This is a genomic window from Blastopirellula marina (assembly GCF_002967715.1).
Lineage (GTDB): Bacteria > Planctomycetota > Planctomycetia > Pirellulales > Pirellulaceae > Bremerella > Bremerella marina_B.
The window spans coordinates 390,115-416,821 of record NZ_PUIA01000035.1 but is presented as its reverse complement, the minus strand read 5'-3'; the positions used below and the strand labels follow the sequence as shown (position 1 = coordinate 416,821).

Annotated in this window: 23 protein-coding genes; 16 read left to right on the top strand and 7 right to left on the bottom strand. The window is 56.4% G+C overall.

The genetic code is table 11. The features are described 5' to 3' along the window. Positions 1 to 30 precede the first annotated feature (30 nt). Positions 31 to 2,289 carry a DUF1592 domain-containing protein gene (locus C5Y96_RS11640; RefSeq protein ID WP_158261191.1) on the bottom strand — a complete coding sequence of 753 codons (2,259 nt, stop codon included), beginning with the start codon at positions 2,287 to 2,289 and terminating at the stop codon, positions 31 to 33. 835 nt (positions 2,290 to 3,124) lie between these two features. Between C5Y96_RS11640 and C5Y96_RS11635 the strand changes: the two genes are divergently transcribed. The 7 genes from C5Y96_RS11635 to C5Y96_RS11610 all read left to right on the top strand — a co-directional run bounded on the left by C5Y96_RS11635 (position 3,125) and on the right by C5Y96_RS11610 (position 12,212). Further along, a complete protein-coding gene (locus C5Y96_RS11635; protein WP_105353286.1) occupies positions 3,125 to 6,052 on the top strand; it encodes a ribonucleoside-diphosphate reductase subunit alpha in 2,928 nt (975 codons plus the stop codon). A 130-nt stretch (positions 6,053 to 6,182) separates the two neighbouring features. After that, positions 6,183 to 7,244 (top strand): ribonucleotide-diphosphate reductase subunit beta, encoded by a 1,062-nt coding sequence (locus C5Y96_RS11630; RefSeq protein ID WP_105353283.1) that lies wholly within the window; start codon positions 6,183 to 6,185, stop codon positions 7,242 to 7,244. Between the two features lie 108 nt (positions 7,245 to 7,352). Then, positions 7,353 to 7,490: a hypothetical protein gene (locus C5Y96_RS27345; protein ID WP_158261190.1), complete on the top strand. Its 138-nt coding sequence runs from the start codon at positions 7,353 to 7,355 to the stop codon at positions 7,488 to 7,490. Further along, on the top strand, positions 7,487 to 8,089 hold the full coding sequence (locus C5Y96_RS11625) for a hypothetical protein (protein WP_105353281.1): 603 nt from the start codon (positions 7,487 to 7,489) through the stop codon (positions 8,087 to 8,089). The genes C5Y96_RS27345 and C5Y96_RS11625 overlap by 4 nt, the downstream gene beginning before the upstream one ends. Positions 8,090 to 8,146: 57 nt before the next feature. Next, positions 8,147 to 9,748 (top strand): hypothetical protein, encoded by a 1,602-nt coding sequence (locus tag C5Y96_RS11620; protein WP_105353279.1) that lies wholly within the window; start codon positions 8,147 to 8,149, stop codon positions 9,746 to 9,748. 199 nt (positions 9,749 to 9,947) lie between these two features. Next, entirely contained in the window at positions 9,948 to 10,469 is a 522-nt protein-coding gene (locus tag C5Y96_RS11615; RefSeq protein WP_105353277.1) for a hypothetical protein, read from the top strand. Positions 10,470 to 10,559: 90 nt separating this feature from the next. Then, positions 10,560 to 12,212 (top strand): leucine-rich repeat domain-containing protein, encoded by a 1,653-nt coding sequence (locus C5Y96_RS11610; RefSeq protein WP_105353275.1) that lies wholly within the window; start codon positions 10,560 to 10,562, stop codon positions 12,210 to 12,212. A gap of 42 nt (positions 12,213 to 12,254) precedes the next feature. Here C5Y96_RS11610 and C5Y96_RS11605 read toward each other — a convergent pair whose 3' ends face one another. Continuing rightward, positions 12,255 to 13,430 carry a serine/threonine protein phosphatase gene (locus tag C5Y96_RS11605; RefSeq protein ID WP_105353273.1) on the bottom strand — a complete coding sequence of 392 codons (1,176 nt, stop codon included), beginning with the start codon at positions 13,428 to 13,430 and terminating at the stop codon, positions 12,255 to 12,257. A gap of 194 nt (positions 13,431 to 13,624) precedes the next feature. Between C5Y96_RS11605 and C5Y96_RS11600 the strand changes: the two genes are divergently transcribed. Together C5Y96_RS11600 and C5Y96_RS11595 are read left to right on the top strand one after the other, a co-directional pair. Further along, complete coding sequence (locus C5Y96_RS11600; RefSeq protein WP_105353271.1) at positions 13,625 to 15,076, top strand: neutral/alkaline non-lysosomal ceramidase N-terminal domain-containing protein; 1,452 nt, start codon at positions 13,625 to 13,627, stop codon at positions 15,074 to 15,076. 34 nt (positions 15,077 to 15,110) lie between these two features. Beyond that, positions 15,111 to 15,509 (top strand): hypothetical protein, encoded by a 399-nt coding sequence (locus C5Y96_RS11595; RefSeq protein ID WP_105353269.1) that lies wholly within the window; start codon positions 15,111 to 15,113, stop codon positions 15,507 to 15,509. 49 nt (positions 15,510 to 15,558) lie between these two features. Here C5Y96_RS11595 and C5Y96_RS11590 read toward each other — a convergent pair whose 3' ends face one another. Then, positions 15,559 to 15,951 carry a hypothetical protein gene (locus tag C5Y96_RS11590; protein WP_105353267.1) on the bottom strand — a complete coding sequence of 131 codons (393 nt, stop codon included), beginning with the start codon at positions 15,949 to 15,951 and terminating at the stop codon, positions 15,559 to 15,561. Positions 15,952 to 16,028: 77 nt separating this feature from the next. Continuing rightward, positions 16,029 to 16,598: a hypothetical protein gene (locus tag C5Y96_RS11585; protein WP_105353265.1), complete on the bottom strand. Its 570-nt coding sequence runs from the start codon at positions 16,596 to 16,598 to the stop codon at positions 16,029 to 16,031. A gap of 87 nt (positions 16,599 to 16,685) precedes the next feature. On the opposite strand from C5Y96_RS11585, the gene C5Y96_RS11580 reads away from it, so the two are divergent. The 3 genes from C5Y96_RS11580 (at position 16,686) to C5Y96_RS11570 (ending at position 19,585) form a co-directional block, all read left to right on the top strand. After that, positions 16,686 to 17,708 (top strand): non-reducing end alpha-L-arabinofuranosidase family hydrolase, encoded by a 1,023-nt coding sequence (locus tag C5Y96_RS11580; RefSeq protein ID WP_105353259.1) that lies wholly within the window; start codon positions 16,686 to 16,688, stop codon positions 17,706 to 17,708. Positions 17,709 to 17,782: 74 nt separating this feature from the next. Then, positions 17,783 to 18,736, top strand: a complete 954-nt coding sequence (locus tag C5Y96_RS11575; RefSeq protein WP_233198922.1) for a sensor histidine kinase — start codon at positions 17,783 to 17,785, stop codon at positions 18,734 to 18,736. 57 nt (positions 18,737 to 18,793) lie between these two features. After that, on the top strand, positions 18,794 to 19,585 hold the full coding sequence (locus tag C5Y96_RS11570) for a response regulator transcription factor (RefSeq protein ID WP_233198921.1): 792 nt from the start codon (positions 18,794 to 18,796) through the stop codon (positions 19,583 to 19,585). 65 nt (positions 19,586 to 19,650) lie between these two features. On the opposite strand, the gene C5Y96_RS11565 is transcribed toward C5Y96_RS11570, so the two are convergent. Beyond that, on the bottom strand, positions 19,651 to 20,628 hold the full coding sequence (locus tag C5Y96_RS11565; protein WP_105353256.1) for an acyl-CoA desaturase: 978 nt from the start codon (positions 20,626 to 20,628) through the stop codon (positions 19,651 to 19,653). A 340-nt stretch (positions 20,629 to 20,968) separates the two neighbouring features. After that, a complete protein-coding gene (locus tag C5Y96_RS11560; protein WP_199188681.1) occupies positions 20,969 to 21,859 on the bottom strand; it encodes a DUF1080 domain-containing protein in 891 nt (296 codons plus the stop codon). A 140-nt stretch (positions 21,860 to 21,999) separates the two neighbouring features. On the opposite strand from C5Y96_RS11560, the gene C5Y96_RS11555 reads away from it, so the two are divergent. The 4 genes from C5Y96_RS11555 (at position 22,000) to C5Y96_RS11540 (ending at position 25,550) form a co-directional block, all read left to right on the top strand. Continuing rightward, positions 22,000 to 22,449: a TraR/DksA C4-type zinc finger protein gene (locus tag C5Y96_RS11555; protein WP_105353254.1), complete on the top strand. Its 450-nt coding sequence runs from the start codon at positions 22,000 to 22,002 to the stop codon at positions 22,447 to 22,449. Between the two features lie 35 nt (positions 22,450 to 22,484). Beyond that, positions 22,485 to 23,168: a hypothetical protein gene (locus tag C5Y96_RS11550; RefSeq protein WP_105353251.1), complete on the top strand. Its 684-nt coding sequence runs from the start codon at positions 22,485 to 22,487 to the stop codon at positions 23,166 to 23,168. A gap of 95 nt (positions 23,169 to 23,263) precedes the next feature. Next, complete coding sequence (locus tag C5Y96_RS11545; RefSeq protein WP_105353249.1) at positions 23,264 to 24,148, top strand: phytanoyl-CoA dioxygenase family protein; 885 nt, start codon at positions 23,264 to 23,266, stop codon at positions 24,146 to 24,148. Between the two features lie 148 nt (positions 24,149 to 24,296). Next, positions 24,297 to 25,550, top strand: coding sequence for a tetratricopeptide repeat protein (locus tag C5Y96_RS11540; RefSeq protein WP_158261189.1), 1,254 nt, complete (start codon positions 24,297 to 24,299; stop codon positions 25,548 to 25,550). Here C5Y96_RS11540 and C5Y96_RS11535 read toward each other — a convergent pair. Next, positions 25,547 to 26,431, bottom strand: coding sequence for a CBS domain-containing protein (locus C5Y96_RS11535; RefSeq protein ID WP_105353245.1), 885 nt, complete (start codon positions 26,429 to 26,431; stop codon positions 25,547 to 25,549). The two genes, C5Y96_RS11540 and C5Y96_RS11535, sit on opposite strands and share 4 nt — an antisense overlap. Between the last annotated feature and the right edge of the window lie 276 nt (positions 26,432 to 26,707).

Genomic DNA, 26,707 nt, shown 5'->3' with positions numbered 1-26,707 from the left:
CCTTCGTCGGGCAGTGTCGTATGGGGGAACTTAGTGGGCTTCGGGGGCAGGTGTTGGGGCAAGTTGGCGATAACCGAACGGCGTGCTGATCACAATTTCTTCGATCAACGTTTGAAAGCGGTAGTCATGCTCTTCGAGCGAAGTGACCAGCGATTCAATCGTACAGCTATCAGGGTCTTCCAGGCTTCGTCCTAAAGCATAACCTAAGACTTTTCGGCTGAAATGACGAGCGAATTCCTGCTTTCTTTCCAGCAGAATCTTCTTCAGTTCCGCTGGGCCGGCAAACTTCTCTCCGGAGGGGAGAGTCCCCGTGGCATCGAGCGGCTTGCCGTTCTCGGTCTTGTCGCGCCAACGGCCCAGTAAATCGTAATTATCCAGGCCGAAACCGATCGGGTCGATCAAGTCGTGACAGGCCGCACAGGAAGGGTTGTCGCGATGCTTTTCCAATTTCTCGCGGAAGGTCTTGGGGTCTTTCTCGTTCACCTTTTTCGGCAATGCAGGAACGTCTGCCGGCGGACTAGGGACTGGGGTTCCCAAGAGCGTTTCCAGGACCCATGCACCGCGTAAGACTGGGCTTGAACGCTGCGGGTAAGAGGTCACCATGTGGACGCCGCCTAGACCCAATAGGCCACCGCGCTGGCCGTTGGTGACTTCCACCTTGCGAAGCTCACGACCTTTGACCACAGGAAGATCGTAATGCTTGGCCAAGCGATCGTTGAGGAAGCTGTAGTCACAGTCGAGAAAGTCGAGGATCGAGCGGTTTTCCCGGGCAATGTAAGTGGTCAGTTGAATGGCTTCTTCACGAAAGTCGGCTGCCAACTCGCTGGAGTAGATGTCGCGGTATTCGCCGTTGATCGGAGAGACGCTCCCCCCGACTTCCTTCGTGCCCAGCCACTGCCCCGTGAACGTATTGAAGAAGATGTCAGCCTTGGGGTCCTTGATCATCCGCTGCACTTCCGCCTTGAGAACGTGCGTCTGGTGCAGCTTTCCTTCTTTGGCCAGGTCAAACAAACGCTGGTCCGGCATGCTCGACCACAGGAAGTAGGAAAGCCGCGTAGCGAGTTCGTAGTCGTCGATGCGTTGAAGTTCGGCCGAGGTAGGAGTGCCTTCGATGCGGAACAGGAAGTGAGGTGAAACCAGAATGCCCTTGAGAGCCAGTTTGACGCATTCCTCGTACGGATCTTTTCGGCTCACCGCTCGGTCGTACAACGCGAAGAATGGCTTCAGCTCTTCATCCGTCACGGGGCGACGAAACGCCTTGGCAGCGAAGCTATGGATCAACTGGGTGGCTGCGGCTCGGTCTTGGGCGTACTTGCCCTCTTGGGCCTGAAAGATTCGGTCGTGAAACTTCTGGGCATCGGCCGGACGTTTGATGCCCAGTTCTTTGACCTTCAAGCGAAGCAGTTCGATGCCAGGCTGTTCTTGGGGATTGTGAATCGCGATGGCATGAAAGCCACGATTCAAGCGGACCGTGGTGCTGAACGATTGCTCTTCGTACTTCGAGTCGAGCTTGAATCGATCGGCCGGCAGGCCATCCAGTTTCAAGACGAGCTTCAGGTCTTGCTTCGCGGTGTTACGGATGTCGATCGCGACTTCGTAATCGCCGCTCACATAAATCACGGTGCCAGCGGTCAAGTCTTGTCCTGGCTGTAGCTGGCGAGCACCATTGGACTGCGCACCGTCGGTAGGAATGAGTCGATCGCCGGAGAATTCTTCCCGCAAAGCTGGGGTGGCGATCGCGGCGTCGAGGATCTCTTGCGCCGCTTCGACGTACCGTTCCATCAACATTGGCGGAAGAAAGAGGGTCTCACCGTTGTTGTTGAAACCTTCGCCCCCACCACCATCGGTCGGAAAGGTCTCGTGATAGCCAAGCTCTGGACCGACCAGGTCGCGAATGGTGTTTTCGTACTCTAAACGATTCAGGCGGCGCGTCGTCACGTTGCCGGCATAGGAGCCCAGTTCGCAAGCGGTAGCTCGTAAGTAGTCGTCAATCCACTGGGCCAGTTCCAGACGTTCGTGTTCGCTGGGCTGATCTTCGTCTGGCGGAGGCATCGTGCGGTTACGAAGCTGCGCGGCGGTGCTTCCCCAGATGCCACGCAGGTGCTGAATATCAGCCGCCGTCTTGGCTTGGAGAAACTTGATGTGATTGTCCGCGTCTTCCGGGTCATGGCACGCAGCACAGTACGTTTCGAGAGCCGGTCGAATCTTCTTCTCGAAGTGGTCTGGGGATTCCGGCTCCAATGCCCAGCAGATACCAGGGAGCAGGACCAGCAGATGGCCTACAGCCACGAGAAGACCTTTTCGCGCAAGTGCGAAGTCGAAGCGCATAGAAACAGCAGGTGGGAAAAAGGAAGGGTTCGGAGGCAGGTGCTATCACTTAATCATAACGGCGATCGTCGTTCGGTTTAAGTTCGAAATCGGTCTCAACCCCGTGACCAAACGTGTCACGAACCTTCGCTATCTTGTGCAGATGGGATGAAGCCCAAATGAGAGGTTGATAAAGTCCAAAAATTTTTGGTTCGGCTTGCTGTGTTTGTCTCTGCAGGCACAAGATCTAGTGCTGTCGCGAGGCTGAAATGTCTAAGTGTCGTGTTTTCAGGCACTTGGAGTGCAAGAATCCGCCCTTGTAGCATCGTCCCCTCGTCGTAGATAGCACTAATTTGCTAGCGACTTGTGTGTGGAAAGATATGTCGGATGTTGGCCTTACCTATTGGCTAGCAACGATTTAGAGCATGTGAAGATAATGTGGTTGACGCGATCTGCTACCACGATATATTGGGCTCCCGTCACTGAGAATGATTCAATTCGCCCCCAACATCTGGCGATAACTCATTTTTAGCGACCCAGGATATTGTGCCTTGGCTAGCCAGCGATACAATATCTTGTAGTGGTGCCCACGAGGTAGCGCGGCATATAGCAGCCAAGCTGAGCGGGTGGCAGTTCCCCTATTGTTAGGGGATGAGAAGATTAGGAGTCTCAAGTTCTCGTCTGAACATTGTCATGGACGACCAGGCAAAACCTACACGGCTTGCTTGCGCTTGATGCTGTCAATTTTCGAACGTTGTCACCCACAGGAGTGAGGTCATACAAGGTTTGTTTTCAAGGCTGAATTAAGGCGACGGCAATGGAATCAAAGAAGAACCCGGCCGGCATGAAACCGGCTGGTAATCAGCAACCTGTAGGAGACGATGTCATGACGACAGTGACGACCCAGGTATCTTTGGACGTCCGCAAGCGGGATGGCCGAATTACTTCCTTCGAATCGGCCCGCGTCGAACAAGCGATCGAACGTGCCTTCCGTGCGGAAATTGGGATCGCCGATGGCCAGCCCATCGAAGCGGCTTTGCAGCAGCAGATCTCGGAAATCACGACGAACGTGGTCAACCAGATCGAGAATCGTCCGTTCAGCCGCGATGGCGTGGACGTGGAAACGATTCAGGACGCCGTCGAAATTCAGTTGATGCGTCACGGGCACTTCTCGGTTGCCCGCCGCTACATCCTTTATCGTGAACAGCATGCCAAGCTGCGTGCTCTGCGTGCTGCCGAATCGGATGGTTCGCTGCAAGCTCCACGTATTCACGTGAAGATGGAAACCGGCGAGAAGCAGCCGTTCGACGCGACTCGCATGCGTCGCCGGATCTACTCGGCCGTGCGTGGCTTGGAGCAAAACTGCTCGGCCGAAGAACTGGTCGAAGAGACCTACCGCACGCTGTACGACGGCATCACGCCCCAAGAAATCTACCGAGCCATGATCCTGGCTTCGCGTAGCCGCATCGAACGCGACCCAGATTACGATACCGTCGCGGCTCGCCTGATGCTGATGGTGATCTACAACGAAGCGTTGGGTCATATTCACCCGAACGAAGATCTGGCCGAAGTTTGCCAGCGTCAGTTCGAGGACTACATCAACGTTGGTATCGAAGCCAAGCGTCTGTCGGAAAAGCTGCGTGAGTTCGACCTGACCAAGATCGCCGCCGCTTTACGTCCTGAACGTGACGCTGCGTTCCCCTACCTCGGTTTGCAGACGATTTACGATCGTTACCTGCTGCACGTCGAAGGTCGCCGCATCGAAACGCCTCAGTACTTCTGGATGCGTGTCGCGATGGGCCTGGCCTGGAACGAAACCGACAAAGAAGCTCGGGCCATCGAGTTCTACAACATCCTGTCGACCTTCCGCTTCACTTCGGCCACGCCAACGCTGTTCAATGCCGGCACGCTGCATCCACAGCTGAGCTCGTGCTACTTGAGCACCGTCATGGACGACCTCGAGCACATCTTCAAGGTCGTGGGCGATAACGCCATGCTCAGCAAGTGGGCCGGCGGTTTGGGCAACGACTGGTCGAACATTCGTGCCACCAACGCCCACATCAAGGGGACCAACGGCCAAAGCCAGGGCGTCATCCCGTTCCTGAAGGTCGTCAACGACACCGCGATCGCCGTCAACCAAGGTGGTAAGCGGAAAGGTGCCGTTTGTTCGTACCTCGAATCGTGGCACTTGGACATCGAGGAATTCCTCGACCTGCGTAAGAACACCGGTGACGATCGTCGTCGTACGCACGACATGCACACCGCCAACTGGATTCCCGACTTGTTCATGAAACGAGTTCGCGAAAACGGCCAGTGGACGCTGTTCAGCCCAGACGAAGTCCCCGATCTGCACGATCTGTACGGCAAGAAGTTCCAGGAACGCTACGAGCACTACGAAGAGCTCGCCGACCAGGGCAAGATGCGGATGTTCCGTCGCATCAACGCTTTGGAACTGTGGCGTAAGATGCTGACTCGCTTGTTCGAGACCGGCCACCCTTGGATCACCTGGAAAGATCCGTCGAACGTTCGTTCCCCTCAAGACCACGTGGGTGTGGTTCACAGCAGCAACCTCTGCACCGAGATTCTGCTGAACACCTCGAAGCAGGAAACGGCCGTTTGTAACCTGGGCAGCATCAACATGGTCGCCCACGTGAAAGATGGCAAGCTCGACCATGAAAAGCTGCGTGAAACGGTCACCACCGCGGTCCGCATGCTCGACAACGTGATCGACATCAACTACTACCCAACCGACGAAGCGGGCAACTCGAACCGCAAGCATCGTCCGGTGGGCCTGGGCCTGATGGGCTTCCAAGATGCCTTGTACGCTTTGGGTGTTGGCTACGCCAGCGAAGAAGCGGTCGAGTTCGCCGACGAGAGCATGGAAGCTATTTCGTACTACGCCTTGCTCGCTTCCAGCAGCCTGGCCGAAGAACGTGGCACCTACCAGACCTACCAGGGCTCGAAGTGGGATCGCGGCATCCTGCCGATCGATTCGATGGAAATCCTAGAGCAGGAACGTGGCCTGCCGATCGACATCGATCGCAGCTCGAAGCTCGACTGGCAAGTCGTTCGCGACGCGATCGCCAAGCACGGTATGCGTAACAGCAACGTGATGGCCATCGCTCCGACGGCAACCATTTCCACCATCATCGGTGTCGCTCAATCGATCGAACCGACCTACAAGAACCTGTTCGTGAAGAGCAATCTTTCCGGCGAGTTCCCCCAGATCAACCGCCGCATGGTGCAAGATCTGAAGGACCTGGGCTTGTGGGATTCCGACATGATCGAATCGCTGAAGTACTACGACGGTGGTTTGCTCGAAATCGATCGCATTCCCGACGACATCAAGCAGAAGTACCTGACCGCATTCGAGGTCGCTCCGCAGTGGCTGATCGAATGTGCTGCTCGCCGCCAGAAGTGGCTGGACATGGGGCAATCGCTCAACTTGTACATGTCCGAACCAAGCGGCAAAAAGCTGCACGAAATGTACTTCCTGGCTTGGAACAAGGGGCTCAAGACGACCTACTACCTGCGAACGCTCAGTGCGACCCAGGTCGAAAAGTCGACCGTCGACGTCAACAAGTTCGGTATTCAGCCACGCTGGATGAAGAACCAGAGTGCTTCGGCCAACATCAAGGTCGATCGCGACAAGGCGGCCCAGTCCACCGAGCTGGATCAGCTTCCCGAACAACAACCGGAAGCCAAGGTCTGCAATCTGGACGGCGACTGCGAATCGTGCCAATAAGCACGCGTTGTCCCGGCCTGCCGGATTGCGGTGAGGCACCCGTTGAACATGCGTCGGCCCAGTGGCCTTTGCGGCCGACGCCCTTGCAAGAAGCAATTTACCTGCACAACTTTCCCTTCGGAGAAACACGATGTCTACTCCAAGCCTCGGCTTCGATACCGAAATGACTGGAACGCAGCGCGTTAACGCGAGTGAAAAGCGTCTGATCAACGCCCACCAGGTTGACGTGAACCAGCTGATGCCGCTGAAGTATCACTGGGCCTGGGAACATTACCTCAACGGTTGCGCCAATCACTGGATGCCAACCGAAGTTCCCATGACCAAGGACATTGAAACCTGGCGCAGCGACAAGCTGACCGAAGATGAACGCAAGGTCATCATGCGGAACCTCGGTTTCTTCTCGACCGCGGAAAGCCTGGTTGGTAACAACCTGGTGCTGGCTATCTTCAAGCACGTGACCAACGCCGAAGCCCGCCAGTACCTTCTGCGTCAGGCCTTTGAAGAAGCGATCCATTCGCACACGTTCCTATACGTGGTGGAAAGCCTGGGCCTGAACGAAGGCGAAGTCTTCAACATGTATCACGAAGTCCCCGCGATCACCAAGAAGGACGAGTTCGAGATGAACTTGACCCGCGAAGTGCTCGACCCGGACTTCAAGACCGACACGTACGAAGGAATTCAAACCTTCCTGAAGAACCTGATCGGCTACTACATCATCATGGAAGGCATCTTCTTCTACACCGGTTTCGTGATGGTGCTGTCGTTCCATCGCCGCAACCTGATGACCGGGATTGGCGAGCAGTTCCAGTACATCCTGCGTGATGAAACGGTTCACTTGAACTTCGGTATCGACCTGATCAACGGTATTAAAGAAGAGAACCCCGACGTCTGGACCGAAGAATTCCAGCAGTCGATCATCGACCTGATTCACGAAGCGGTCGAACTGGAAATCGCTTATGCTTCCGACTGCCTGCCTAACGGCATCCTCGGTCTGAATCGTGAATTGTTCCGCGATTACGTGCATCACATTGCCGATCGCCGCTTGGAACGTATTGGCCTGCCAAAGCAGTTCAACCAGGCCAACAACCCGTTCCCCTGGATGAGCGAAACGATGGACCTCGCCAAAGAAAAGAACTTCTTTGAAACGCGAGTTACCGAATACCAAAGCTCCAGCGGTCTCAACTGGGACTAGTCGGGGCTTTCTCGATCAAGGATTGTGTCTTGTAAAGGACTACGAAGGCGGGCTACCCTGGTGTAGCTCGCCTTTTTTCATGCGTCTCATCCAACTAGAATTCTCCCCATGCAGAATTTCAGGCTCGTGCTCGCCGCATTGGGCGGACGGATTGTTTTGTCTGGCCTCAAGGTAATCGTCATCGAATACGACATGAATGATAGCCACGACGTGTCGAAAGCGATCGGAAGTATTGGTTCGCGATGAAAACGGCTATCATCGGCTGGGGTTCCTTGCTGTGGGACGACCGGCCCCAATTCGATCAGCACCACGGCGCGTGGTATTTCGATGGCCCTCTGCTGCAGTTGGAGTTCTCGCGTATCTCCATCAGTCGCCAGCGGGCACTCACGCTCGTGCTGGAAGAAGAGCACGGAGCCCAGTGCCGCGTCGCCTATACGATTAGTAAGCGAGAGACCCCTGCCCTGGCGATCCAGGATCTGCAGATCCGCGAAAACGCCACGCTCGCCGAAGTGGGCGTCTACCAGCCGCATGCTATTGCCAACGATCCTTCATTACCATCTATCCCGCCAGCGATTGTCGAATGGGCCGACCAAACCGACTTCGATGCCGTTATCTGGACTGCCCTTCCCAACAACTTCCGCGACCTGAATGAACGGGGAGAAAACTTTTCCCCTGCATCGGCCATCGCCCACATCGAGTCGCTGTGCGAAGTAGGAAAATGGAAAGCGGTCGAGTACGTCCACCGTGCGCCCGAGTTCATCCGCACACCACTACGCAGCGAACTGGAATCGCTCGATTGGTTTGCCCAAATGTGGAAAGATTCGCAGGATTTACCGAAATTGTAATGGTCTGGTATGGTCCGTCTGCCTTGTCAAAGGGTGCTCTCCCCGAAGCGTTAAGTGATGCCTCGTCCGCTGAGTAAATTCGCCGTTCGCTCGTTGATGTTGCTACTTATGCTTGGCGCAATGGTGCTTTGCTTCTTGCTCGTTTTCGTCTTCCCTATCGTGCGGCAACACACGATCGCAGACCATCTAAATTCGCATGGGGTTAAGGTCGAATGGGAAACAAGCGGTTCACCCTGGGTTGAGAAGTACCTGGGAAGTTATTGGAGTACGGAAGTCGTGTCCGTCAGGGTGCGCGGCAAGGAGAATACTCAGGAATGGGTATCGTGGCTGCCAGGGCTACGGTCACTGCGGCAATTAACCATCGTGGGAAGCCGCTTGAAAGATGACGACCTGCGGTACGTTGCCGGACTCACCCAGTTGGAATGTCTGGATATCCAGGAAAATGCCATCACCGACAAAGGCCTGGCCTACCTGAAGAGTTTGCACAACTTGCAGACGCTCATTCATAGCGAGCCAGTCGGTAGGGACGGCATCGACATACTGGCGGCGTTGCCCTCTCTCAAAATGGAGTATCTGAAGGTCAACCAGGTTGCGGCTCACGATTTGAAGAGGTTCAAGCAACTTTCCGAGATTCGCCAACTCGACATCAGCCATCCGGTCGGCGACGACTGGGCGACGGCGATGGCTGTCTGCACGAATCTCCAAGCGTTGGATCTGACAGACGCGTCCCTTAGCGACCAGCAACTGATTGCCATCGTTCAGGCAAATCCCCTAACGATGCTTTACTTGACGGACGTTCCTGTCGGGGAGTCCATTTTGCCATTTTTGCATGGCAGGACGGAATTGACGCGGTTGGGACTCATGCGAACCGGTGTTTCGTACGAGAAGATGCTCGAACATCTTGGCACGAAGGCCGGTTACATTCTGCTGTCCGACAATGCGATCATGTTGTTGGACTATGGTGAAACGGGACGACAACTACATTGGGAAGGTGAACTGCCGATCGAAAAGATCGGTGCTCTTGAGTATTGCCAAGAATGCATTCATCTTCGTGTGCAAGGAGAAAGCTACCAGGGTTGCGATCTCAGTTTCCTGTGTGAAATGCCTTTGCTGGAAGGCGTGACTTTCGGGTTTCCATTGACCGATGAAGACTTGAAGGCCATTTCGCGAGCCTCGAAGTTGAAAGACATTCAACTCACTGGCCCACAGCAAGTAACCCCCCAAGGCATCGCCTATTTAAGGAATCTTCCGCAGTTAGAGTCCATGGACCTGTACGATGCAGGGCTCACCGATGCTCATTTCAAGGGCATTGGTGAGATACGTACCCTCAATCGTTTTTCTGTTTTCGTCAGTAAGATCACCAGCAATGGCATGGCACATCTTTGCCAGCTTCAGAGCCTAGAACGCTTGAGTCTCTATGATTGTGAGTCCCTTGATGATGCCGCGCTGCCGCATATCGCCAAGCTAAATTCGCTGTCCGGTTTGCAATTCAAGAACGTGCCGATTACGGACCAAGGGCTACCGTGTTTGTATGGCATGCCCAATCTGATTTACGTCAGTTTGGACGAAACAAACTGCACTGCGGAGGGTGAACAGGCATTGGATAAAATGCTCCCCTCGTACATTCATGAAGGAGATCCCTACTTTTTCGAGCCCTAGCTGGCCCCGCCATTTCGCCGCGGGGCAAATGATTATCATCAAGACAAACGATGGCGGCCCATTGGATGAATTGATCTTGGCAATCGAGCGGACGCGGAATCGTCAGATGACCTTGTTCGTGAGTAAACCAATACAGTAAGAGTTGAATACGAAGAGTTATCCGGTTCCATTCCCTGCGTCTTCATTCCCTAGGTACCCCATGCGTCCCGAAATGATCCAAGCCTTGCAGGAAGGTGTTTACCCAGTGACCACGCGAATCGCGATCGGGCGGTTTCCGGCTCCTGGGCGATGTGTTTACCTGTTGGAAAAAGGGTACACCCATATCCTTAACGTGAGTGATGCCCCGAGCCTGGCCTCGACGCGCAACTCAGGCTTCGCCGAAGTGAAGGATCTGCGGATTGATGACTTCATGCGGATTCCTACGCAGGACGCCTTGGACGCGGTCGGTTCGCTGTATGGCATGCTGAATGTGCCTGGTTCGCTGGTCTATCTCCACTGCATTGCCGGGCAGATGCGCAGTCCGACGATTCTGTGGTTGTACCTGGTGGGGCTAGGCATGAATGAAGATGCCGCGCGGCAGATGATTGTCGAGCACTGCCCCGATGCCCACCCTGGCAGCGCGACTCTGATCGACGCCAAGCTGATCGCCAGCGTCCAAGAGTGGGGGCAGAAACTGGGCTATATCGATCGTGCGTCGCTGATGATGCCAGCACTGTCGTAGCGGGCCGGTCGCTGAAAGCTTTGCGTGATCTTATTCGGTCTGCTAGGTTCAAGGGAAACCACTCCTCTCCCCTTCTGCGAGCTTTGCGTCATGCCTCGCTTTCTTCGCCAGTTCGGACTGCGTTCGCTGCTGATCTTCTGCACGCTGGCAGCTGGTTGCTTTGGCTTGTGGCGGTGGCACATGACCTGGGTCGACGAGCAACACGAAGTTGCCGCCCAGATTGCCGAGGCCCGAGGGGATGTTCGCTGGGGAACGTGGGGGCCCGGCTGGGTGCATCAACTATTTGGCAGCTATTACTTCTCGAATATCGTCGCCGTCGACTGGCACCACAAGCGTATCAAAGACGAGCACCTGCAACTATTGCGTCAGACGCCCACCCTGGAAGAACTATACATCCCCGGCACGCGAGTTACCGACGAGGGCATGGCGGTGCTGGAGGACTTGCCCAAGATTCGCAAGCTCGCGCTGTGGAGCACCCGCCTGACCAATGAGACCCTCAAGCGAGTCGGCAAGCTGAAGCAACTGGAAGTACTCGATATTCATCGAACCAAGATGAACGAAGAGGGGCTGGTTCACCTGCGAAACCATCCTCGTCTACAGATCTTGCGATACGACTTGGCGTTGACCGACGTCGGTATCAGCCACCTGGCTTCGATCCCCAACGTGTCGGTCGAAGTCCTGTTCGCCAAAGAGCTGAGTTTTGAAAGCTTTCCCCTTTTGCGTGATAAGCTCCGCTTCAATCGACTCTATCTCTTTCGCCCGAGCTACCACCAGTGGGCAAGCTACTTGCTCGGCCATCCCACGCTGGTCGAGCTTGAGGTTCGAGAAGCACTGATGACCGACGCCGAATTGCAGGCCCTGATTGCGACCAATTCCCTGGAAAGCATCGAGCTTAACGACGTGCCGGTGGGGAACAGCGCGATCGCGAATGCGCCGTTCGCAACGCGTCTGAAATCGCTACAGCTTTATGGGACGAACGTGACACCGGAAGGACTACTGTTGACCTATGGGCAGTACCCCAGAAACATCGTCGTCCTCAAAAACTGGATTCGCCTCAGCAATGCCGCGAACGGCCAGAGGGTCGACTGGATGGGGACGCTGACAGCGCAGGAGCTAGAGAATCTCAAGTATTGCCGCAATGCGACCTCGCTCCATTTTGAAACCGACCAGCTTGCCGGCATCAACTTCCAGTGGCTATCGCGTCTGGAAAAACTGACGTCTTTGCGGGTCGACTATTTCGGCAACGACCAACTGCTGCAAAGCATCGCGTCGCTTGAAGGATTAGAACGGCTCGACCTGGCAGGCACAAAGCAAGTCACCGCGGAAGGGTTGAAATCTATCGTTTCGCTCGATCAACTCAAGGTCTTGAGCTTACGAAGTGCCGATGTCTCTGACGACATGTTGGAGGTCATCGGCCAAATGAAACCGCTGGTACAACTGAATATTGCCGGCTCAGCCGTTACCGATCAAGGAATACGCCATCTTGCCGGACTGCAGAACCTGGTTGTGCTGCACATCTCGAATTGCAAAAGCCTTACCGACGAATCGCTCAAGTCGGTTGGTGAACTCAAGAAGTTACAGTATCTGTACGCCCAAGGAACGCAGTTCACCGACGAAGGCCTGCAGTACTTACATGAAATGCCCCGCCTGACGAATGTGAGTTTGTACGGCTCGAAACATACCAGGCACGGCATTCAGTTGCTGCGCGATGCGCTTCCGCTGAAGGGCATCAACATTTACTAGCCGCCTGGCTTTTGTCGCAGAAACGCGCTTCCGTGGAATCCCCTAGACCGGCTGAATGGGAAGCGAGAAGCACCACGCAGGATGATTCCACCAGGGCGATTTGCCTTCGTCCAGCTTCAATGGTGAGAAAGTCCGAACCGTCAATGTGACGCCATCGGGCTCGAAGGTGAGCAGCCGCATCCAGCCATCGCCGCCGTTTCCTTTTTCGGCGGAGCCACCACCCAGCCCTTGGGCATTGAACAGCATCTGATGCACCGGCATGCCTGCCGCGTTAGGATCGGTGCGGCGACCAACGTGGCTTCCCATTTCATGCCCGTTAAGAACCAGCTGAAACTGCGGGGCGTCATGAACGAGCCCTTGCCACAGGTCTTCCCCGTCGTGCGTATCGCCGTCGCGCCCGGTCGGGTAGGTGTGGGGGTTGCCACTTCGCTTGCGGTTGCCGTCTTGCCCGTCCCGCTGCGACTCTGGCGTCACGAAGTCGTGTACCAGCAGGATTCCGGTATGCTGCCGATAGCGTTCTTGCCCTACCAATTGCTTGGCCCAGGCAACCGCCTCGCGGCGCGGTCCCCATTCCAAAGCCACGATCAGCAGCTTGCGACCATCCGGCACGCGCACTTCGTAGGCGGCATTCTCCAGCGTTGGTTTGCCGGTGGCGTTTTTGCCGGCTTCGATCAGAATACCACCCCCCTGCCCGTCCGAGACCAGCTTGTTGTCGGTCATCCCGAAGTAATCGTTGACCTGCGTCTCGCGCGTTTCGGCATTGCGGATGCCGTAGTCGTGATTGCCGGTGGCGAAGACGATCGGCACGTTTCCTTCCAGCCGGCCGAGGGCTCGCTTCGCGCTTTCCCACTGCGACTGCGAGTGTTGATCACCCCAGCCGCGGCCACCCCCTTCGGCGATATTGTTCTGCTCGACGAAGTCCCCTTCGTGCATCACCAGGCCAATCCGCCAGGCATCCTGCTGCTCGAGCACCCACTGGCACATTCGCTCGAAGTTCTTCTGATTCTTACCGTACTTGGCGTAGTTCTGCGTATCGGGAAAGAGGGCGATCGTCCACCCTTCGAGAATTCCACGAGACGGATCCTCCGGCAGGTGAATCGGCCGCGGTGTTTCTGCCGCCGAAAGAGACGAAGCCATTCCCAACAGCGGCAGCGATGCCAGGCCACGGTTGAACGCACGACGCGAGAGAGAAGCGTAGGTTGAGCGAGAATGGGTCATGGATGCTCTCAGCCAGGCAGGAAGGGGAAGGAAACGGCAGGGCTTGCGCGGAAATGTATTTTCTCCCGCGAGCGTCAGGTCTGCAATCCGATTTCGCGAATGGTGGAAAATGAAATTGATATCACGTTCTACATTGCTACATTGTGAGAACCTGCCTTTTTGATTCCCCCGCCGACCAGAAAACGGAAATCACTATGCCTCGCTACGCCACGCATCTACTGCTTTGCCTGCTTATGGGTCTTGTTGCCGCTGCATCGTCAGCAACGGCCGCGGAAAAACAGCTTCTGGCCGGCGCGGCAACCAGCAACATCACGCCTCCGTTGGGGGAATTGATTGTCGGTGGCTGGCAGCCGATCCCGGCCAGGCACATTCACGACGAATTGCATGCCCGCTGCATTGTGCTCGACGACGGCACCACCCGCTTGGCGATTGTCCTGTGCGACAATGTCGGCATTCCGGAAGAAATATTCGACGCGGCCAAGGAACTGGTGGAAGAAGCGACCGGGATTCCGGCCGCGAATCAATTGATGGCCGCTACGCATACCCACTCGGCGACCACGGCCCGCGGCAAGTCGAAGCTGATCAAGGAAAGTGAGCTCTCGTCGTATCAAACGTTTTTGATCCAACGGATTGCCGACGGTGTGCAGTGTGCTGTGAATCAATTAGAGCCAGCCCAAATTGGTTGGGGCCGCACCGAAGAACCGAGCGAGGTCTTCAATCGCCGCTGGTTCATGACCGATGCCGCGCATCTGACCAATCCGTTTGGCGGTGTCGATCGCGTGCGGATGAACCCGCCTCGCGCAAACAGTTCGCTCGATCGCCCGGCCGGACCGGTCGATCCCGAAGTCTGCTTTGTTTCCATTCAAAGTAAGGAAGGACGCCCGATCGCGCTGCTGGCCAACTACTCGTTGCATTACGTCGGCGGCGTTCGTAGTGGAGACGTGTCCGCCGATTACTTCGGTTACTTCGCCAAGTACATCGAAGAGAAGCTCAACGCCACCGATCAGCAGCCGGCGTTCGTGGGTATTCTTTCCAACGGAACCAGCGGCGACGTGAACAACATCAACTTCACCGAGACCAACCCCAAGCGTTACGCCTCGTACGAGAAGATGCAGGAAGTCGCCCAGAAGGTGGCCAGCAAAGTGGCCGATGCCCACGCCAAGGTTGAGTTTCAAGAGTGGGTTCCCCTGGCCGCTGCTTACACGAAACTACCCCTGCAAGCACGCAAGCCGACGCCTGAGATGCTGAAGCATTTCGAGGAACTGGAATCGCGCGAGAAGGATGGTTCCCCCATCCACAGCCGCGAAAAGATTTACGCCGACCGCATTGCCAGGCTCAAGGATGCCCCGGACGTGGTCGACGTTCCGCTGCAGGTTCTGAGGATCGGAAACTTGGGGATCACGGCCATTCCTTTCGAGACATTCACCGAAACAGGCCTCGAGATTAAAGATCGCAGCCCGTTTATGGAAGCCTTCACGATCGAGCTGGCCAACGGGTCGTTCGGCTATCTCCCCACGCCCGAGCAGCACCGCCTGGGCGGCTACGAAACATGGCTGGGAACCAACTTCGTGGAAGAAAAAGCGAGCACAAAGATTGTCGAATCTTTAATGAAGCTGTCTAATTCTCTTCAGGAGCAGGCCAAGTAAATTCGTCGAGGCGACTGAAAGAGGCATCTTCGTTATGCCGGAGTTCTTGATCGTATTGCATCGTAAAGTGCCCGGCATTCCCGAAGAGGTGCCAGGCACGGAAATCGCTAAGTCCGAGATCTTTCTCGCCCGACTTGCACGCAAGCTGGGGGTTGTCTCGCTCAACGATTTCAAAAGCCAGTCCCCGGCAGTGACCGATGCGTTGGCCCAGATCAACGGCCTCGATCTGTCCGACGTCAAGCTCGATAAAGAAACGTGGTACGCGCCTGCTCAAGGACTGCAAACAGTCTCGGCCCTGCGAGACCATCTCAGGTCGCATCCCGCCGCGATCCCCAACACCAACCAGGTGCTGGAGGAACTCGACCTGTGGAACCATGTTCTGACCATGGCCACGAAGGAAGGCGTCCCCTGGCATTTGCTGGTGTCTATCTAGTAGGTCCCCGCGCGTGTCGCGGGGTGTGAAGCGTCTACCAGCCAATCCACTAGGGTCGCTTCAGAGGAATCTTGCCCATCAGATCAGAAACGATGACAACGCAGCCTGTGATGGCCATCAAGAAGGTGCCGACACCAAACACGCCAAGCATTGCCATGAAGAATAACTCGGGATAATACCCCAATCGCGAGACCACGAAACAGGCCATCGAGAGTATCGTCAAAACAAGCGGAAATGTCAGGAGCCAGTACGAGCGTGTGCCCCAGAGATCCCAAGCCAGATGACCGTCTCTGGCCAGGCTTACCAGTGCCATATAGGCCATCAACAGTGGGATGATGACACCCATGACTAACGTGAGAAGCCACGGGGCACCAACCAAATACACGAATGGTCCGATCGGCAGCGTACAGACGAAAGCAAAGCTAGGCGTCATTGGCTTCATGGCTAAACTTTCCCAAACGAAGAACTCACCCGTTCATCGTACACCCGTAGGGCCCGCTTGTCGCGGGTCGTGAATCCTTATACCGGCGAAACCAGCCAGGCAGTCCCGGCGATCAGTGCCAGCGCGGTCGCTGCCCACCAGGCAGCTTTCGAGTTGATCGGCGAATCCTCCTTCATCAGTTCCACCGGCGAGCCTAACTGGTGCCAAAGCCAGAAGCCGCTGGGAATCGCAAGCAGGCCAAACAGCCACATCGTCCACACAGGCGAACCAGTACGCAGAATCTCTTTGCAGTCGCCGACTTGTTCCAGTGAGCCAATCCCCAGGTAAGCTCCGTTGGCAATCAAACAGAAGCCCGCGAAGAACTGCAGCAGCCCTTTGGGCCAGACCCAACTGCGCGGGATCACGCTCCAGATCAGCAGTGGAAACAATGCCCCGAAGATCGGCCCTAACCACACAACCAGCGCCGGGTAAGGATTCGGCGAGACATCCGTTCGTGAAATAGCCACCGGGCTCAGAACGACCTTCGTCACGCTTCCGCCGCTGGCGATCGCTGCCGCGATGTGCCCCAGTTCGTGTACGGCCATCATCCCCAGCCAGCACACCCCAAGCCAGGCCAGGCAAAACAGCAGGACGAACAGCAGACGCATGAAAAAGGCTTTCCAAATATCGATTGACGGCTGCGTCTATGATAATGTGAAGAGCAACTCTCTTCCCCACTTGCGCCGAGAAACTTTATGAACCGTCTTCTCTCGCTGATACTGCTTCTATTGATGGGTGCGACCACCAACGCTCAAGAGACGTTCAAGCTACCCAAACGCTGGACGTACAGTGCTCCACTGATCGCTCCGGAAGTTCGCGAGAACGCCCCGAGCCATGCCCAGAAAGACCCGACGGTGGTCTATTTCGACGGCAAGTGGCACGTCTTCATGACGGCCAAATTGGAAGGGCGTTCGGTCATCGAGTACTGCTCGTTCGCCGATTGGAACGACGCCGATAAGTCTGCCCGCACTATTTTGCCGGTCTGCGAAAGTGACTACTACTGCGCTCCGCAGGTCTTCTACTTCACGCCGCATAAGAAGTGGTACCTCATCTACCAGGTGGGCATGCCGGGGCAAAAGAAGATGATGGTGGCCTACTCCACCACCGAAGACATCGCCGATCCCAATAGCTGGACCAAGGCCGCGCCCATTTGGGATGGCGGCCCGAATGATCCGCGGCCACAAGGGGGACTCGACTTCTGGATCATCTGCGACGATACCCACGCCTATCTTTTCTACACCACCCTCAACGGCAAGATGTGGCGATCACAGGCCCCGATCGAGCAGTTCCCCCACGGTTTCGAACACTGCGAGGTCGCCCTTGAGGACAAGATCTTCGAGGCCAGTCACACCTACCGCGTGCAGGGGCAAAACAAGTACCTGACCCTGATCGAGGAAAACGGCCGCCGTTATTTCAAAGCGTACGTGGCCGATCGCCTGGATGGCAAGTGGACGCCCCTTGCCGCGACCGCCAGCAATCCGTTTGCAGCGTACTCGAACATTAAGCCTGCCGAAGGTGTCGAACCATGGACCGACAACGTCAGCCATGGCGAACTGATCCGTGCCGGGCACGACCAGACGCTGACCATCGATCCGGCCGATATGCGGTTCATCTTTCAAGGGACGTGGGACAAAGACAAGCAAGGCAAAGCGTACGGCAAGTTCTTATGGCGGATCGGCATGCTGACGCCCATTTGGGAGCAGGCAGGTCCCAAGTGATGACCTCGGATTGCGGCCGATTCGCGTTATAATAGCGGCACGTTGATTTCGTGACTGAGCTTTCGTGATTGCCTATGTCCAGCCGCCGCACCCTGAGTTTACCGATTACGATCGCCGTGATCATGATCGTGCTGTTGATTGCACTGATCGTGGGCTGGGTGTTGATCACGGTTTGGGGGGCGACCGAGAACGAACAGGCCGCCCCCCTGTACTGGATCTTTCTGCCGATCGGGGCGACCTTTCTGGCCGCGATTTTGGCAGGCGTGATCTTCTACATGGTGCTGTCGATCAAGGCGATCAATCTCAGCCAGCGGCAGGCCAACTTTATCGATAGTGTCACGCACGAACTGAAAAGCCCGATCGCTTCGCTCAAGCTCTATTTGCAAACGCTTAACCGCCGTTCGATACCGCCCGAAAAGGTAGGTGCGTTCTACGAGACGATGCTCGAAGATATCGAGCGGCTGGATCACCTGATCAATCACCTGCTGGAAGCCGGTCGGTTGGATCGGCGGCGGGAAGATGCCGAAGAAGGGGACGTCCGGCTCGATAAGGTGTTGGCCGGTTGTGCCCAGTACGTCGCCCTGCTGTATCGTTTGCCGCCAGATACCATCAAGGTGAAGTCGGTCCCCTGCACCGTTCGCGGGCTGCATGGCGATATCGAAATTATCTTCCGCAACTTAATTGACAACGCCGTGAAATATTCCGGCAAAGATCCCGAAGTAAAAATACTTCTCCGCGTAAAATACAACGACGAAGCGGTCATTGAAGTAACCGACAACGGGCCGGGGATTCCTTTGTCGCAGCGGCGGAAGATCTTCGGCCGCTTCGTGCGACTCGGCCTGGAGCTACAGCGCGAGAAGCCTGGCACCGGGCTGGGTTTGTACCTGGTGCGAACGCTCGTCCGTCGCATGAAGGGGGACGTCCGCGTTAAGGATCCACCGAAGGGAACCGGTACCGTGTTTGTCGTCACACTTCCGGGGGCCAAGACCTTAGAAGAAGCCAAAGCCCCTGAACCTGTGCCGGCGTAAGCCCCTCCTGACCAACGTGCCGCTTAACGTCTTTACCACCTTAACCATGTCATGACGATGAAATCGAACGCCGACACGCACATTCTGGTGGTAGAAGATGAAGAGCATCTGGCCATCGGCATACGCTATAACCTGGAAGCGGAAGGATACCAGGTCTCGGTTGCGGAAGATGGCCGCACGGCGCTACGGATCGTGGAAGAAAACCCGGGTCGCGTCGACCTGGTGATCCTCGACCTGATGCTGCCAGGCATGAGTGGTTACGCCGTCTGCGAAACGCTGCGAAGTAACGGCGAGGATATGCCGATCCTCATTCTCAGTGCTCGCACGCTTTCCGAAGATCGTACCCGCGGGTTCGATGTCGGGGCCGATCAGTACATGATGAAACCGTTCGACTTGGACGAGTTTCTCAGCCGCGTGAAGAACCTCTTGTCGCTACGCAGGCGACGACAACCGCAAAACGATGTCCAGGAAGAACTCGTCCATCAGTTCAGCTTTGGCGACGTCGAGATCGACTTCGACAGCTTCCAGGCATTCGTCAGCGGCAAACCGATTCGTCTGACGCAGTTGGAATCGAAGCTGCTGCACTACTTCGTCAGCCACCCCAACCGCATCATCCCCAAGGGAGAACTGCTGCGAGAAGTGTGGGAGATGCCGGCGAACGTCTCGACCCGCGCGCCCGATCAGTTCATTGCCCGGCTGCGGAAGATGTTCGAGAAAGACAAGTCGAAGCCCAAACACTTCATTACCATCCGCGACGCCGGTTATCAGTTCATTCCCGATGGAGAAGTGACCAAGCCGGAAGAAGAGAAGAAGCCATCTTCCGACGAATCGGAGTCGCCGGAAGAGTAACGAAAAAAGGCCATGCGGTTTGCATGGCCTTCTTTTTGAATTCTATCGACTGACGATTCTGGCGGTTAAACCTTGATCGTGCCGTCTTTGGTCTTTTGCTTGTAGTCGACCACGTCCCAGACCAGGCCGCACGTCTTAAGGACGCGGATAACGTTCCAGGTCAGGTCGAATTCCCACCACTTGTGACCATGCACGGCCATGCGTGGGTAAGCGTGGTGATTGTTGTGCCAACCTTCACCGAAGGCCAACAAACCGACCCACCACAAATTGGTGCTCTTGTCGGTCGTTTCGTAGTTGCGGTAGCCCCACATGTGCGTTGCCGAGTTGACGAACCAGGTCACGTGCAGCAGCACCGTCAATCGCAGGAACATCCCCCATACGACCATCGAGATGCCGGTGTACCAGCCGCCGATCGCGTAGCCCAAAGCCAGCAGACCGAAGCCGAGTGCCAGGTGCCAGAAGATGAACGTCTTGTGCAAAAACCACAGCACCTTGTCTTTACGCAGGTCGGGTCCCCAACGCATGTGCAGTTCGTCCTTTTCAGGACCGGTATGATGCGGGAACAGCCAGATGATGTGGGCCCACAGTCCACCATCCAGCGGCGAGTGCGGGTCGTCTTCCTGATCGCTATGAGCGTGATGCTTACGGTGGGTCGAAACCCAGTCGATGGCCGAGCCTTCGCCAGAGAGTTGACCGATGAACGCCAAGGTCCACTTCACTGGCTTGGTGGTCTTGAAGCCGGCATGGGTCAGGTAACGGTGGAAGCCCAGCGTCACGCCGATGCAGCCGGTCAAGTAGAACAACACCACGGCGGCAATCAGGCCGCTCCAGGTGAAACAGAACGGTGCCGCCAAGGCACCCAGGTGAATCAAACCAATCCAGCCAATAATCGGCCAGGCACCACCGTGGCGGAAACGCTGAGCGTACGGCTTTGAATGGCGAGGCTTGTTGGGATCGGATTTCTTATTCTTGCTAGGTCGCTCTTTCGTGAGATTGCTCTCACCGAGTAGCGAATTCGTTTCGTTTTCGGTGACGATCGACATGGATAGGTCCTTACTTTCGATCCATTCGGGGGAGAGGTCCAAGTCGCGATTCTTTGGCAATGGCTCAAGGGTCGCGGGATTGAGAAGAATTGTAAGAGGAATCGTCGCCACGAGGGTAAATGGCGTGTCGAAGCTGTGTAATAGTTATGTAAATGCTGGCGAGAACTAGGGTTACCGCCTCGGCTCTCCTAGGAAAACACCCCGGTTAGGTGGGGCGATCTCCGCTGATTAGGTCAAATGGGACGCTAGCAGGAATTGGCAAGTTCAAGAAACAACGCGAGGGTGACCCACTGGGGTACCCTCGGCGTGATGGAATCTCGGCGAAATACGAAGTCTGGGCTTACTCCGGCTTCTCTTCCTTCTTCGCTTCTTCCTTCGGCGCTTCGGTCTTGGGGGCTTCTGCCTCGGCCGTTGCTTCGCTTTCCTTCGCGGGAGCGGCGGTGATCTTTTCGTTCGACCAGTCGGCACGCCAGCGGACCATTTCGGTGTCTTCCGGCACGAAGGTCGGTTCGATCGGCTGAATCTCGCGGACCCACATGTTACGGAAGCGGACCGGGTTGCCGTGGAACTGCAGACTGATGCTTTCGGCATCCTTGTGGCGATCGTAGGCCGGCGGCTTGTGCCAGTTGGTGCTGCCGCGGATCGGGTAGCTGTTTTGCACCACCACGCCGTTATGAATCACCGTGATGCGAGCCGGAGCGACGACGTCTCCCTTTTCGTTGCGGACAGGCTTGGTGAAGACGATGTCGTACGTGTTCCACTGGCCTGGCTTCTTCATCGCGTTGACCATCGGCGGCGACTGCTTGTAAACGGCACCCGCCTGGCCATCGAAGTACGTTTCGTTCTCGTACGAATCGAGCACCTGGATCTCGTAGTGATTCATCAGAAACACGCCGCTGTTGCCGCGTCCCTGGCCGGTTCCTTTAACGACATCCGGGGAGGCCCATTCCATGTGTAGTTGGATGTCACCGAACTTTTGTTTGGTGCTGATGCCCCCCTTGGCAGCCGTGGCGACACCGTCTTCAAACTTCCACTTTTCGCCACCTTCCCAGGCCGACATGCCATCAGCACCGATCAGTACGATCGCATCCGACGGGGCGTCCGAAGGCTTCTCGCCGGGGGTGATCACCTTCGGCTCGGGCCATTCGATACCGCTTTTGAACTCTTGGCCGCAGGCAACCGAAGCCACTGCCAGGCAACAAAACAGGGAAAGAAAACTACGCATCGACATCAGATGTCCTCTTCGGGGTGGGTGTTTTTTGCAACAATACAAAGATAGGGATGGCTGCGGATGTGGGTCCTTATTCTAACTTGCCCCGTTTTGAAAAACGATAGGCTGGCCATTGGGCCTCAATTTCCCCTGGATAAAGCATGCTGAAAGAGATTAGCTGCCCCGATTGTCACTGGCACCGATTGGTCGGAACGGCCGAGAAACTCCGCCTATTGCACCAGGTGGGGATGCTCCGCCGCGAAGAAAACCCCGATCAGGCGATCATCGAAGAGCTTTTCCAACGCAGCAGCCGCAAGCTGACCTGCGGCGAGTGTGGCCGGGTTGGCCTACGGATTGATTTCCCTCGCGACGAAGAGGAAGACTGGGGAGATGGCCGCGTCTGCGAGCAATGTCGCAAGACGATTCCGGCCGAACGGCTCGAGATCTTCCCCGATACCAAGATCTGCGTCGCCTGCCAGCAAAAGGATGACGACGGCCACGACGATACCCAGCCCGATTTTTGTCCTCGGTGCGGAGAGATTATGATATCTGGCACCTCCCGCGGCGGCGGACTGACCCGCTATCGTTTGCGCTGCCCTCGTTGCGGCTGACCTACCTACTGCACTTACTTTCCTGAGAAGATCGAATGTCGCGTCTCCTGTTTGTTGTTTTCGCCATCTCGCTGGCCGGCTGTTTCGTCAAACCACCCAGCCAAGAGGCTCAGCGGGCCGAGCCATCGTTCGAGCGGCAATTGCTGGACGTCTCGTCGGCGGCCACCGATAGCATTCACGTCACCACTTCCGCCGTGCCGCTGCAGCAACTACAGCACCTCAGTCAGGCTACCGACTTGCGTGAGCTTCGTCTCGATCAAACCCCGGTGACCGATGCCGAAGCGGAAGTCATCGCCGCCATCCCCACGCTCACCATTGTGAACCTGCCGGCCAGTGAGTTGACCGACGAAGGTCTCGCGAAGATCGCGGCGCTGCCCAAGCTGGAACTGCTGCGAGTTGGCTCGCCCAATATCACCGACGCCGGCATCGCCAAGGTAAGCGAGAGTCCTTCGATATTGTACCTGCATCTGCTCAACAGCCCGGTTACCGATGGCGCAGTTGACGCGATCGCCGGTATGGAAAAGCTCGAATCGTTCTACGCCGACGGCACGAAGCTGACCGACGACGGCATGTCGAAGCTGGTCAAAGCACGCCCCAAGCTGCATATCCATTTCAACGACATCCACCCGTCCGGCAGCCAGGCGGGCCATTCGCACGATCACGACGATCATGGCCACGACCACGATCACTCGCACGGCGATCACGATCACCAGCATTAGTCCTTAGGCGACTTGATTTTCGTGCTGCGGCTTGCGATAAACGATCCAACCGCACGAAACTCCTCCCCACGAACCTTCGCTCGAAGTGATGAACTATGGCCCGCGACTGGTCTGAACTGCATGAACTCGCCACCGATTTGTTTGCCTGGCCCACCGATGCCGCAGGCTGGGAGCAATATCGGCTTACGCCGGAGCAAGTCGAATTCTTTAACGAACAAGGCTACCTGCCCGGCGTGAAGATCTTGGACGACCAACAAATCGAAACGCTCCGCAGCGAACTGGCCGAGTTCTTCGAAGCCGATCATCCCGGGCACGAGCTGTGGTACGAATACCACACCAACGAATCGACCACGCCTGAAACGGTCCTGTTTCATGCCCTGGGTGCCTGGCGTTTGCGACCGGCATTCCACGATATTCTGTGGGCCCCGGGCTTTGTGATGGCGGCCAGTCAACTGCTGGGCGGCCCGGTTCGTTTCTGGCACGATCAGTTGTTCTGCAAGCCGGCCAGACATGGGGGCGTGGTGGCCTGGCATCAAGATTATTCGTATTGGACACGTACCAAGCCGATCGCGCACTTGACCTGCTGGATCGGGCTGGACGATGCCACCAACGACAACGGCTGCGTGCAGTACATCCCTGGCAGTCACAAGTGGGACCTCCTGCCGATCACCGGCCTGGCTGGCAATATGGAAGCCATCCGCGAGGTACTGACCGACGATCAGTGGGAACAGTTTCAGCATCCGGTGGGTGCCGAGCTGAAAGCAGGCGAAGCGACGTTCCATCATCCGTTGATGGTGCATGGCTCGTTTGAAAATCGCATCGATCGCCCGCGCCGCGCGACGGTGATCAATGCATTCCGCGATGGTGTCGTCAGCGATAAAAACGAAGAACTGCTGACCGGTGTTCCCCCAATTGCGCAAGGTCAGAAGATGGAAGGCCAGTTCTTTCCGCTGCTGTTCGACCCGGCCTCGATAGTCTAATTGCGAAAAATTCTTGTCATTTTCCCCGATCGTTCCTACGATACCAGTGGCTTCTTCTGGAAGAGCTTTTCGTTGGCTGATCGTGTGCATTGAACGTCTCGGGAGTCGTGGTATGGGGCATAATCCCCGTCGAATGGTATCTGTCTGGTTGTCGACTGCTCTCGTTCTCGCTGTCGGCCTGACATGGTCGGCTGGCCGTGCCCCTGCTGCGGAAGCGCAAGAGGTGATCGATCAACTGCTGCGCGAAGGTTGGCAGGTCGGTCCCGATGGAATGGCCGCTGCCCGCGAAGGAACCGCGGCGGCGCGTCGGCTTCAAAATGCCGATGCGATGTATGCCGCCGGTCTGGCACTGTTGCGACATCATCAGTACGACGAGGCGGCCGAAGTCTTTCAGGCCGCGATCGAGGTCGATCCGAAGCACTATCCCAGCTGGCGAGCCCTTATCTGGATTCGCACGCTGCAAGATAAATTCGACGCGGCGCTGGTTCAGGTGCAGCGTCTGTCGAAGCAACTTCCCCCCAACGAACTGGCCGCCGCCGAGGAAGCGAACGTGCTGGAAACGGTTCGCCTGTTGGGGCGGTTGTTCGGCTTCTACGAAGGCCCTCGCTCTGGTGACGTTTCCGCGGCGCTGGTTACGCGGGCCCGCGATGCCATTCGCCCTGCCCTGGTGGGGCAGCGTCAGACTGAGTTCGACAACAACTATCAAGACGTCGCCACGCTGTTCACTTCATCGTCAACCGACCAGCAAGATGCCAAGGACGACGCCAAGCTGAAAGAGCAAATGGAGAAGCAAAACAACCAGCAGCAACTGGAGATCCGCCGCAAGCAGATCCAGGTCGATCAGCAACAGGCCACCGATCAGATCGATAAGCTTCGCAGCGAATGGACGCAGGAAGAACAGCGCTTTGCCCAGTTGGAAGTCCCGCTGAACATCTCTATATCGCAGCTCGAGTCGCAGCAGAATGTCATTCGCCGAGAATTGGCGATCTTGATCGACGACGTCTTTCGCTTGACTGAAGAGCGGCGTCAGACGAACGACCCGGTACGGAAGGACCGATTAGATCGCGAGATCTTCCGGCTTGAACGATTGATCAACGACTACGAACGGGACCTGGCCCTGGTCCAGGCCGAAGGACGTCGATTGGTAGCCAGTCGTGATGTTCTGCGAACAAGTCGCTTGCAAACGCAGCAGCGGTTCGAGGCCGAGATCAAGCAGCATGCCGATCGAAAGCAAGACTTGGAACGAGCCGAGAAACGACTCACGCTAGAGACACGCCGCAATAACCGACCAGCCACCGGTAATTCAGCCAAGGTGCGTGTTCTGTCGGCGAAAACATCCAGTATTCGCACCTACTACGACTTCCCCTTGGAAGTCGAACGGCTGACCTTGCTAGGACGTTAGAGCGAAACGCCAGCCGTTTCCAGTTGCAAGGCCGCTTGTTCTACGTCGTAGATGCGCCGCAAGACGTGGTCTTCGGTAATCACGCCGAAGTATTCTTCCTCGCGCGGGCAGACCATCACGGCATTGATCTGCTGCTCGTACATCATCGTAGCGGCCAGGCCCAGGTTGCACGTCCGCTTCAGGCAACTGGTCGTCTTCACCAGGTCGATGGCGATACCGGTGTCTCCCAGTTGCCCATCGTAGAGTGTGCGTGCCATCTGACGGCAGCAGTGCCGGCGAAGATCGCGGGCCGTGATGACCCCCAGCGGGCTTTGCCCCTGAGCGACCATCACGTACGAGAGCCCTTTTTCGATAAACAACTTGCGTACGTCTTCGACGGACGTATCGATTTCGACCAGCAGTGGTTCACTGTCGTAGACCTCTTTTATGGCAACATCACCGACCATATGCGAGCTGTAAGCGAACTCGCGAATGAAGTCGGTCGTCGTTATCATTCCCCACAGGGCACCCTCTTTGGTGACCGGCAAGCAGTGAACGCCTTGCTCGAGGATCTGGTTCAAAGCCTCGCGAGGGCACGCCAGGTGATCGATCGTTTTTACGCGCCGTTTCATAAAACTACCGATACGTACCTGGTAGTTCTTACGGCATTGTTCGACCGAAGTGTTGGCAATGTAGCGCTCGGTCGCGGCGCGGACGATATCTTGATCCGAGATCATACCGATAACGTGCTGCTGTTCATCGACAACCGGCCAATGGTGAAAGCCGGTCGTGTAGAGCCGCTCGAGTAGCTCATCGAGTGTGTCGTCTTCATGAACGCTGATTGGATTAAACGTAACGAGCGTTTCCAATCCGCGTGTCAAAAACGATGGACTGACGATCATGTCAAAACTGTCCCAAAAGGTAAGCGATTGCGTAGGTCCTTTACCTAACGAAGCTTACTGCTTTACCCGTGGTTAAACCGGCATCGTGTAGGGCAGTTCATGGCAAATATGGGGGGAGATGCGTCGCCTGGTAACGGTTGTAGCGAACCTGTGGCCCTCGCCCAGGGGATTCGTTGCGGTTGCCCGTGAGATGTGGCAAGTCCCAAGAATTGGGGGGCACGTGATATCTAATCGTACCCTACAAGCACGGGCAAGAAAGACGTTTCGGCAGCTTAC

Bases quoted from the DNA above. Each gene is read 5' to 3' on its own strand.
- C5Y96_RS11600 (WP_105353271.1), top strand. From the start codon at position 13,625: ATGCCTCGCTACGCCACGCATCTACTGCTTTGCCTGCTTATGGGTCTT.
- C5Y96_RS11570 (WP_233198921.1), top strand. From the start codon at position 18,794: ATGAAATCGAACGCCGACACGCACATTCTGGTGGTAGAAGATGAAGAG.
- C5Y96_RS11555 (WP_105353254.1), top strand. From the start codon at position 22,000: ATGCTGAAAGAGATTAGCTGCCCCGATTGTCACTGGCACCGATTGGTC.
- C5Y96_RS11565 (WP_105353256.1), bottom strand. From the start codon at position 20,628: ATGTCGATCGTCACCGAAAACGAAACGAATTCGCTACTCGGTGAGAGC.
- C5Y96_RS11630 (WP_105353283.1), top strand. From the start codon at position 6,183: ATGTCTACTCCAAGCCTCGGCTTCGATACCGAAATGACTGGAACGCAG.
- C5Y96_RS11625 (WP_105353281.1), top strand. From the start codon at position 7,487: ATGAAAACGGCTATCATCGGCTGGGGTTCCTTGCTGTGGGACGACCGG.
- C5Y96_RS11575 (WP_233198922.1), top strand. From the start codon at position 17,783: ATGTCCAGCCGCCGCACCCTGAGTTTACCGATTACGATCGCCGTGATC.
- C5Y96_RS11610 (WP_105353275.1), top strand. From the start codon at position 10,560: ATGCCTCGCTTTCTTCGCCAGTTCGGACTGCGTTCGCTGCTGATCTTC.
- C5Y96_RS11615 (WP_105353277.1), top strand. From the start codon at position 9,948: ATGCGTCCCGAAATGATCCAAGCCTTGCAGGAAGGTGTTTACCCAGTG.
- C5Y96_RS11535 (WP_105353245.1), bottom strand. From the start codon at position 26,431: ATGATCGTCAGTCCATCGTTTTTGACACGCGGATTGGAAACGCTCGTT.
- C5Y96_RS11595 (WP_105353269.1), top strand. From the start codon at position 15,111: ATGCCGGAGTTCTTGATCGTATTGCATCGTAAAGTGCCCGGCATTCCC.
- C5Y96_RS11560 (WP_199188681.1), bottom strand. From the start codon at position 21,859: ATGTCGATGCGTAGTTTTCTTTCCCTGTTTTGTTGCCTGGCAGTGGCT.
- C5Y96_RS27345 (WP_158261190.1), top strand. From the start codon at position 7,353: ATGCAGAATTTCAGGCTCGTGCTCGCCGCATTGGGCGGACGGATTGTT.
- C5Y96_RS11545 (WP_105353249.1), top strand. From the start codon at position 23,264: ATGGCCCGCGACTGGTCTGAACTGCATGAACTCGCCACCGATTTGTTT.
- C5Y96_RS11580 (WP_105353259.1), top strand. From the start codon at position 16,686: ATGAACCGTCTTCTCTCGCTGATACTGCTTCTATTGATGGGTGCGACC.
- C5Y96_RS11585 (WP_105353265.1), bottom strand. From the start codon at position 16,598: ATGCGTCTGCTGTTCGTCCTGCTGTTTTGCCTGGCCTGGCTTGGGGTG.
- C5Y96_RS11620 (WP_105353279.1), top strand. From the start codon at position 8,147: ATGCCTCGTCCGCTGAGTAAATTCGCCGTTCGCTCGTTGATGTTGCTA.
- C5Y96_RS11605 (WP_105353273.1), bottom strand. From the start codon at position 13,430: ATGACCCATTCTCGCTCAACCTACGCTTCTCTCTCGCGTCGTGCGTTC.
- C5Y96_RS11635 (WP_105353286.1), top strand. From the start codon at position 3,125: ATGGAATCAAAGAAGAACCCGGCCGGCATGAAACCGGCTGGTAATCAG.
- C5Y96_RS11590 (WP_105353267.1), bottom strand. From the start codon at position 15,951: ATGAAGCCAATGACGCCTAGCTTTGCTTTCGTCTGTACGCTGCCGATC.
- C5Y96_RS11550 (WP_105353251.1), top strand. From the start codon at position 22,485: ATGTCGCGTCTCCTGTTTGTTGTTTTCGCCATCTCGCTGGCCGGCTGT.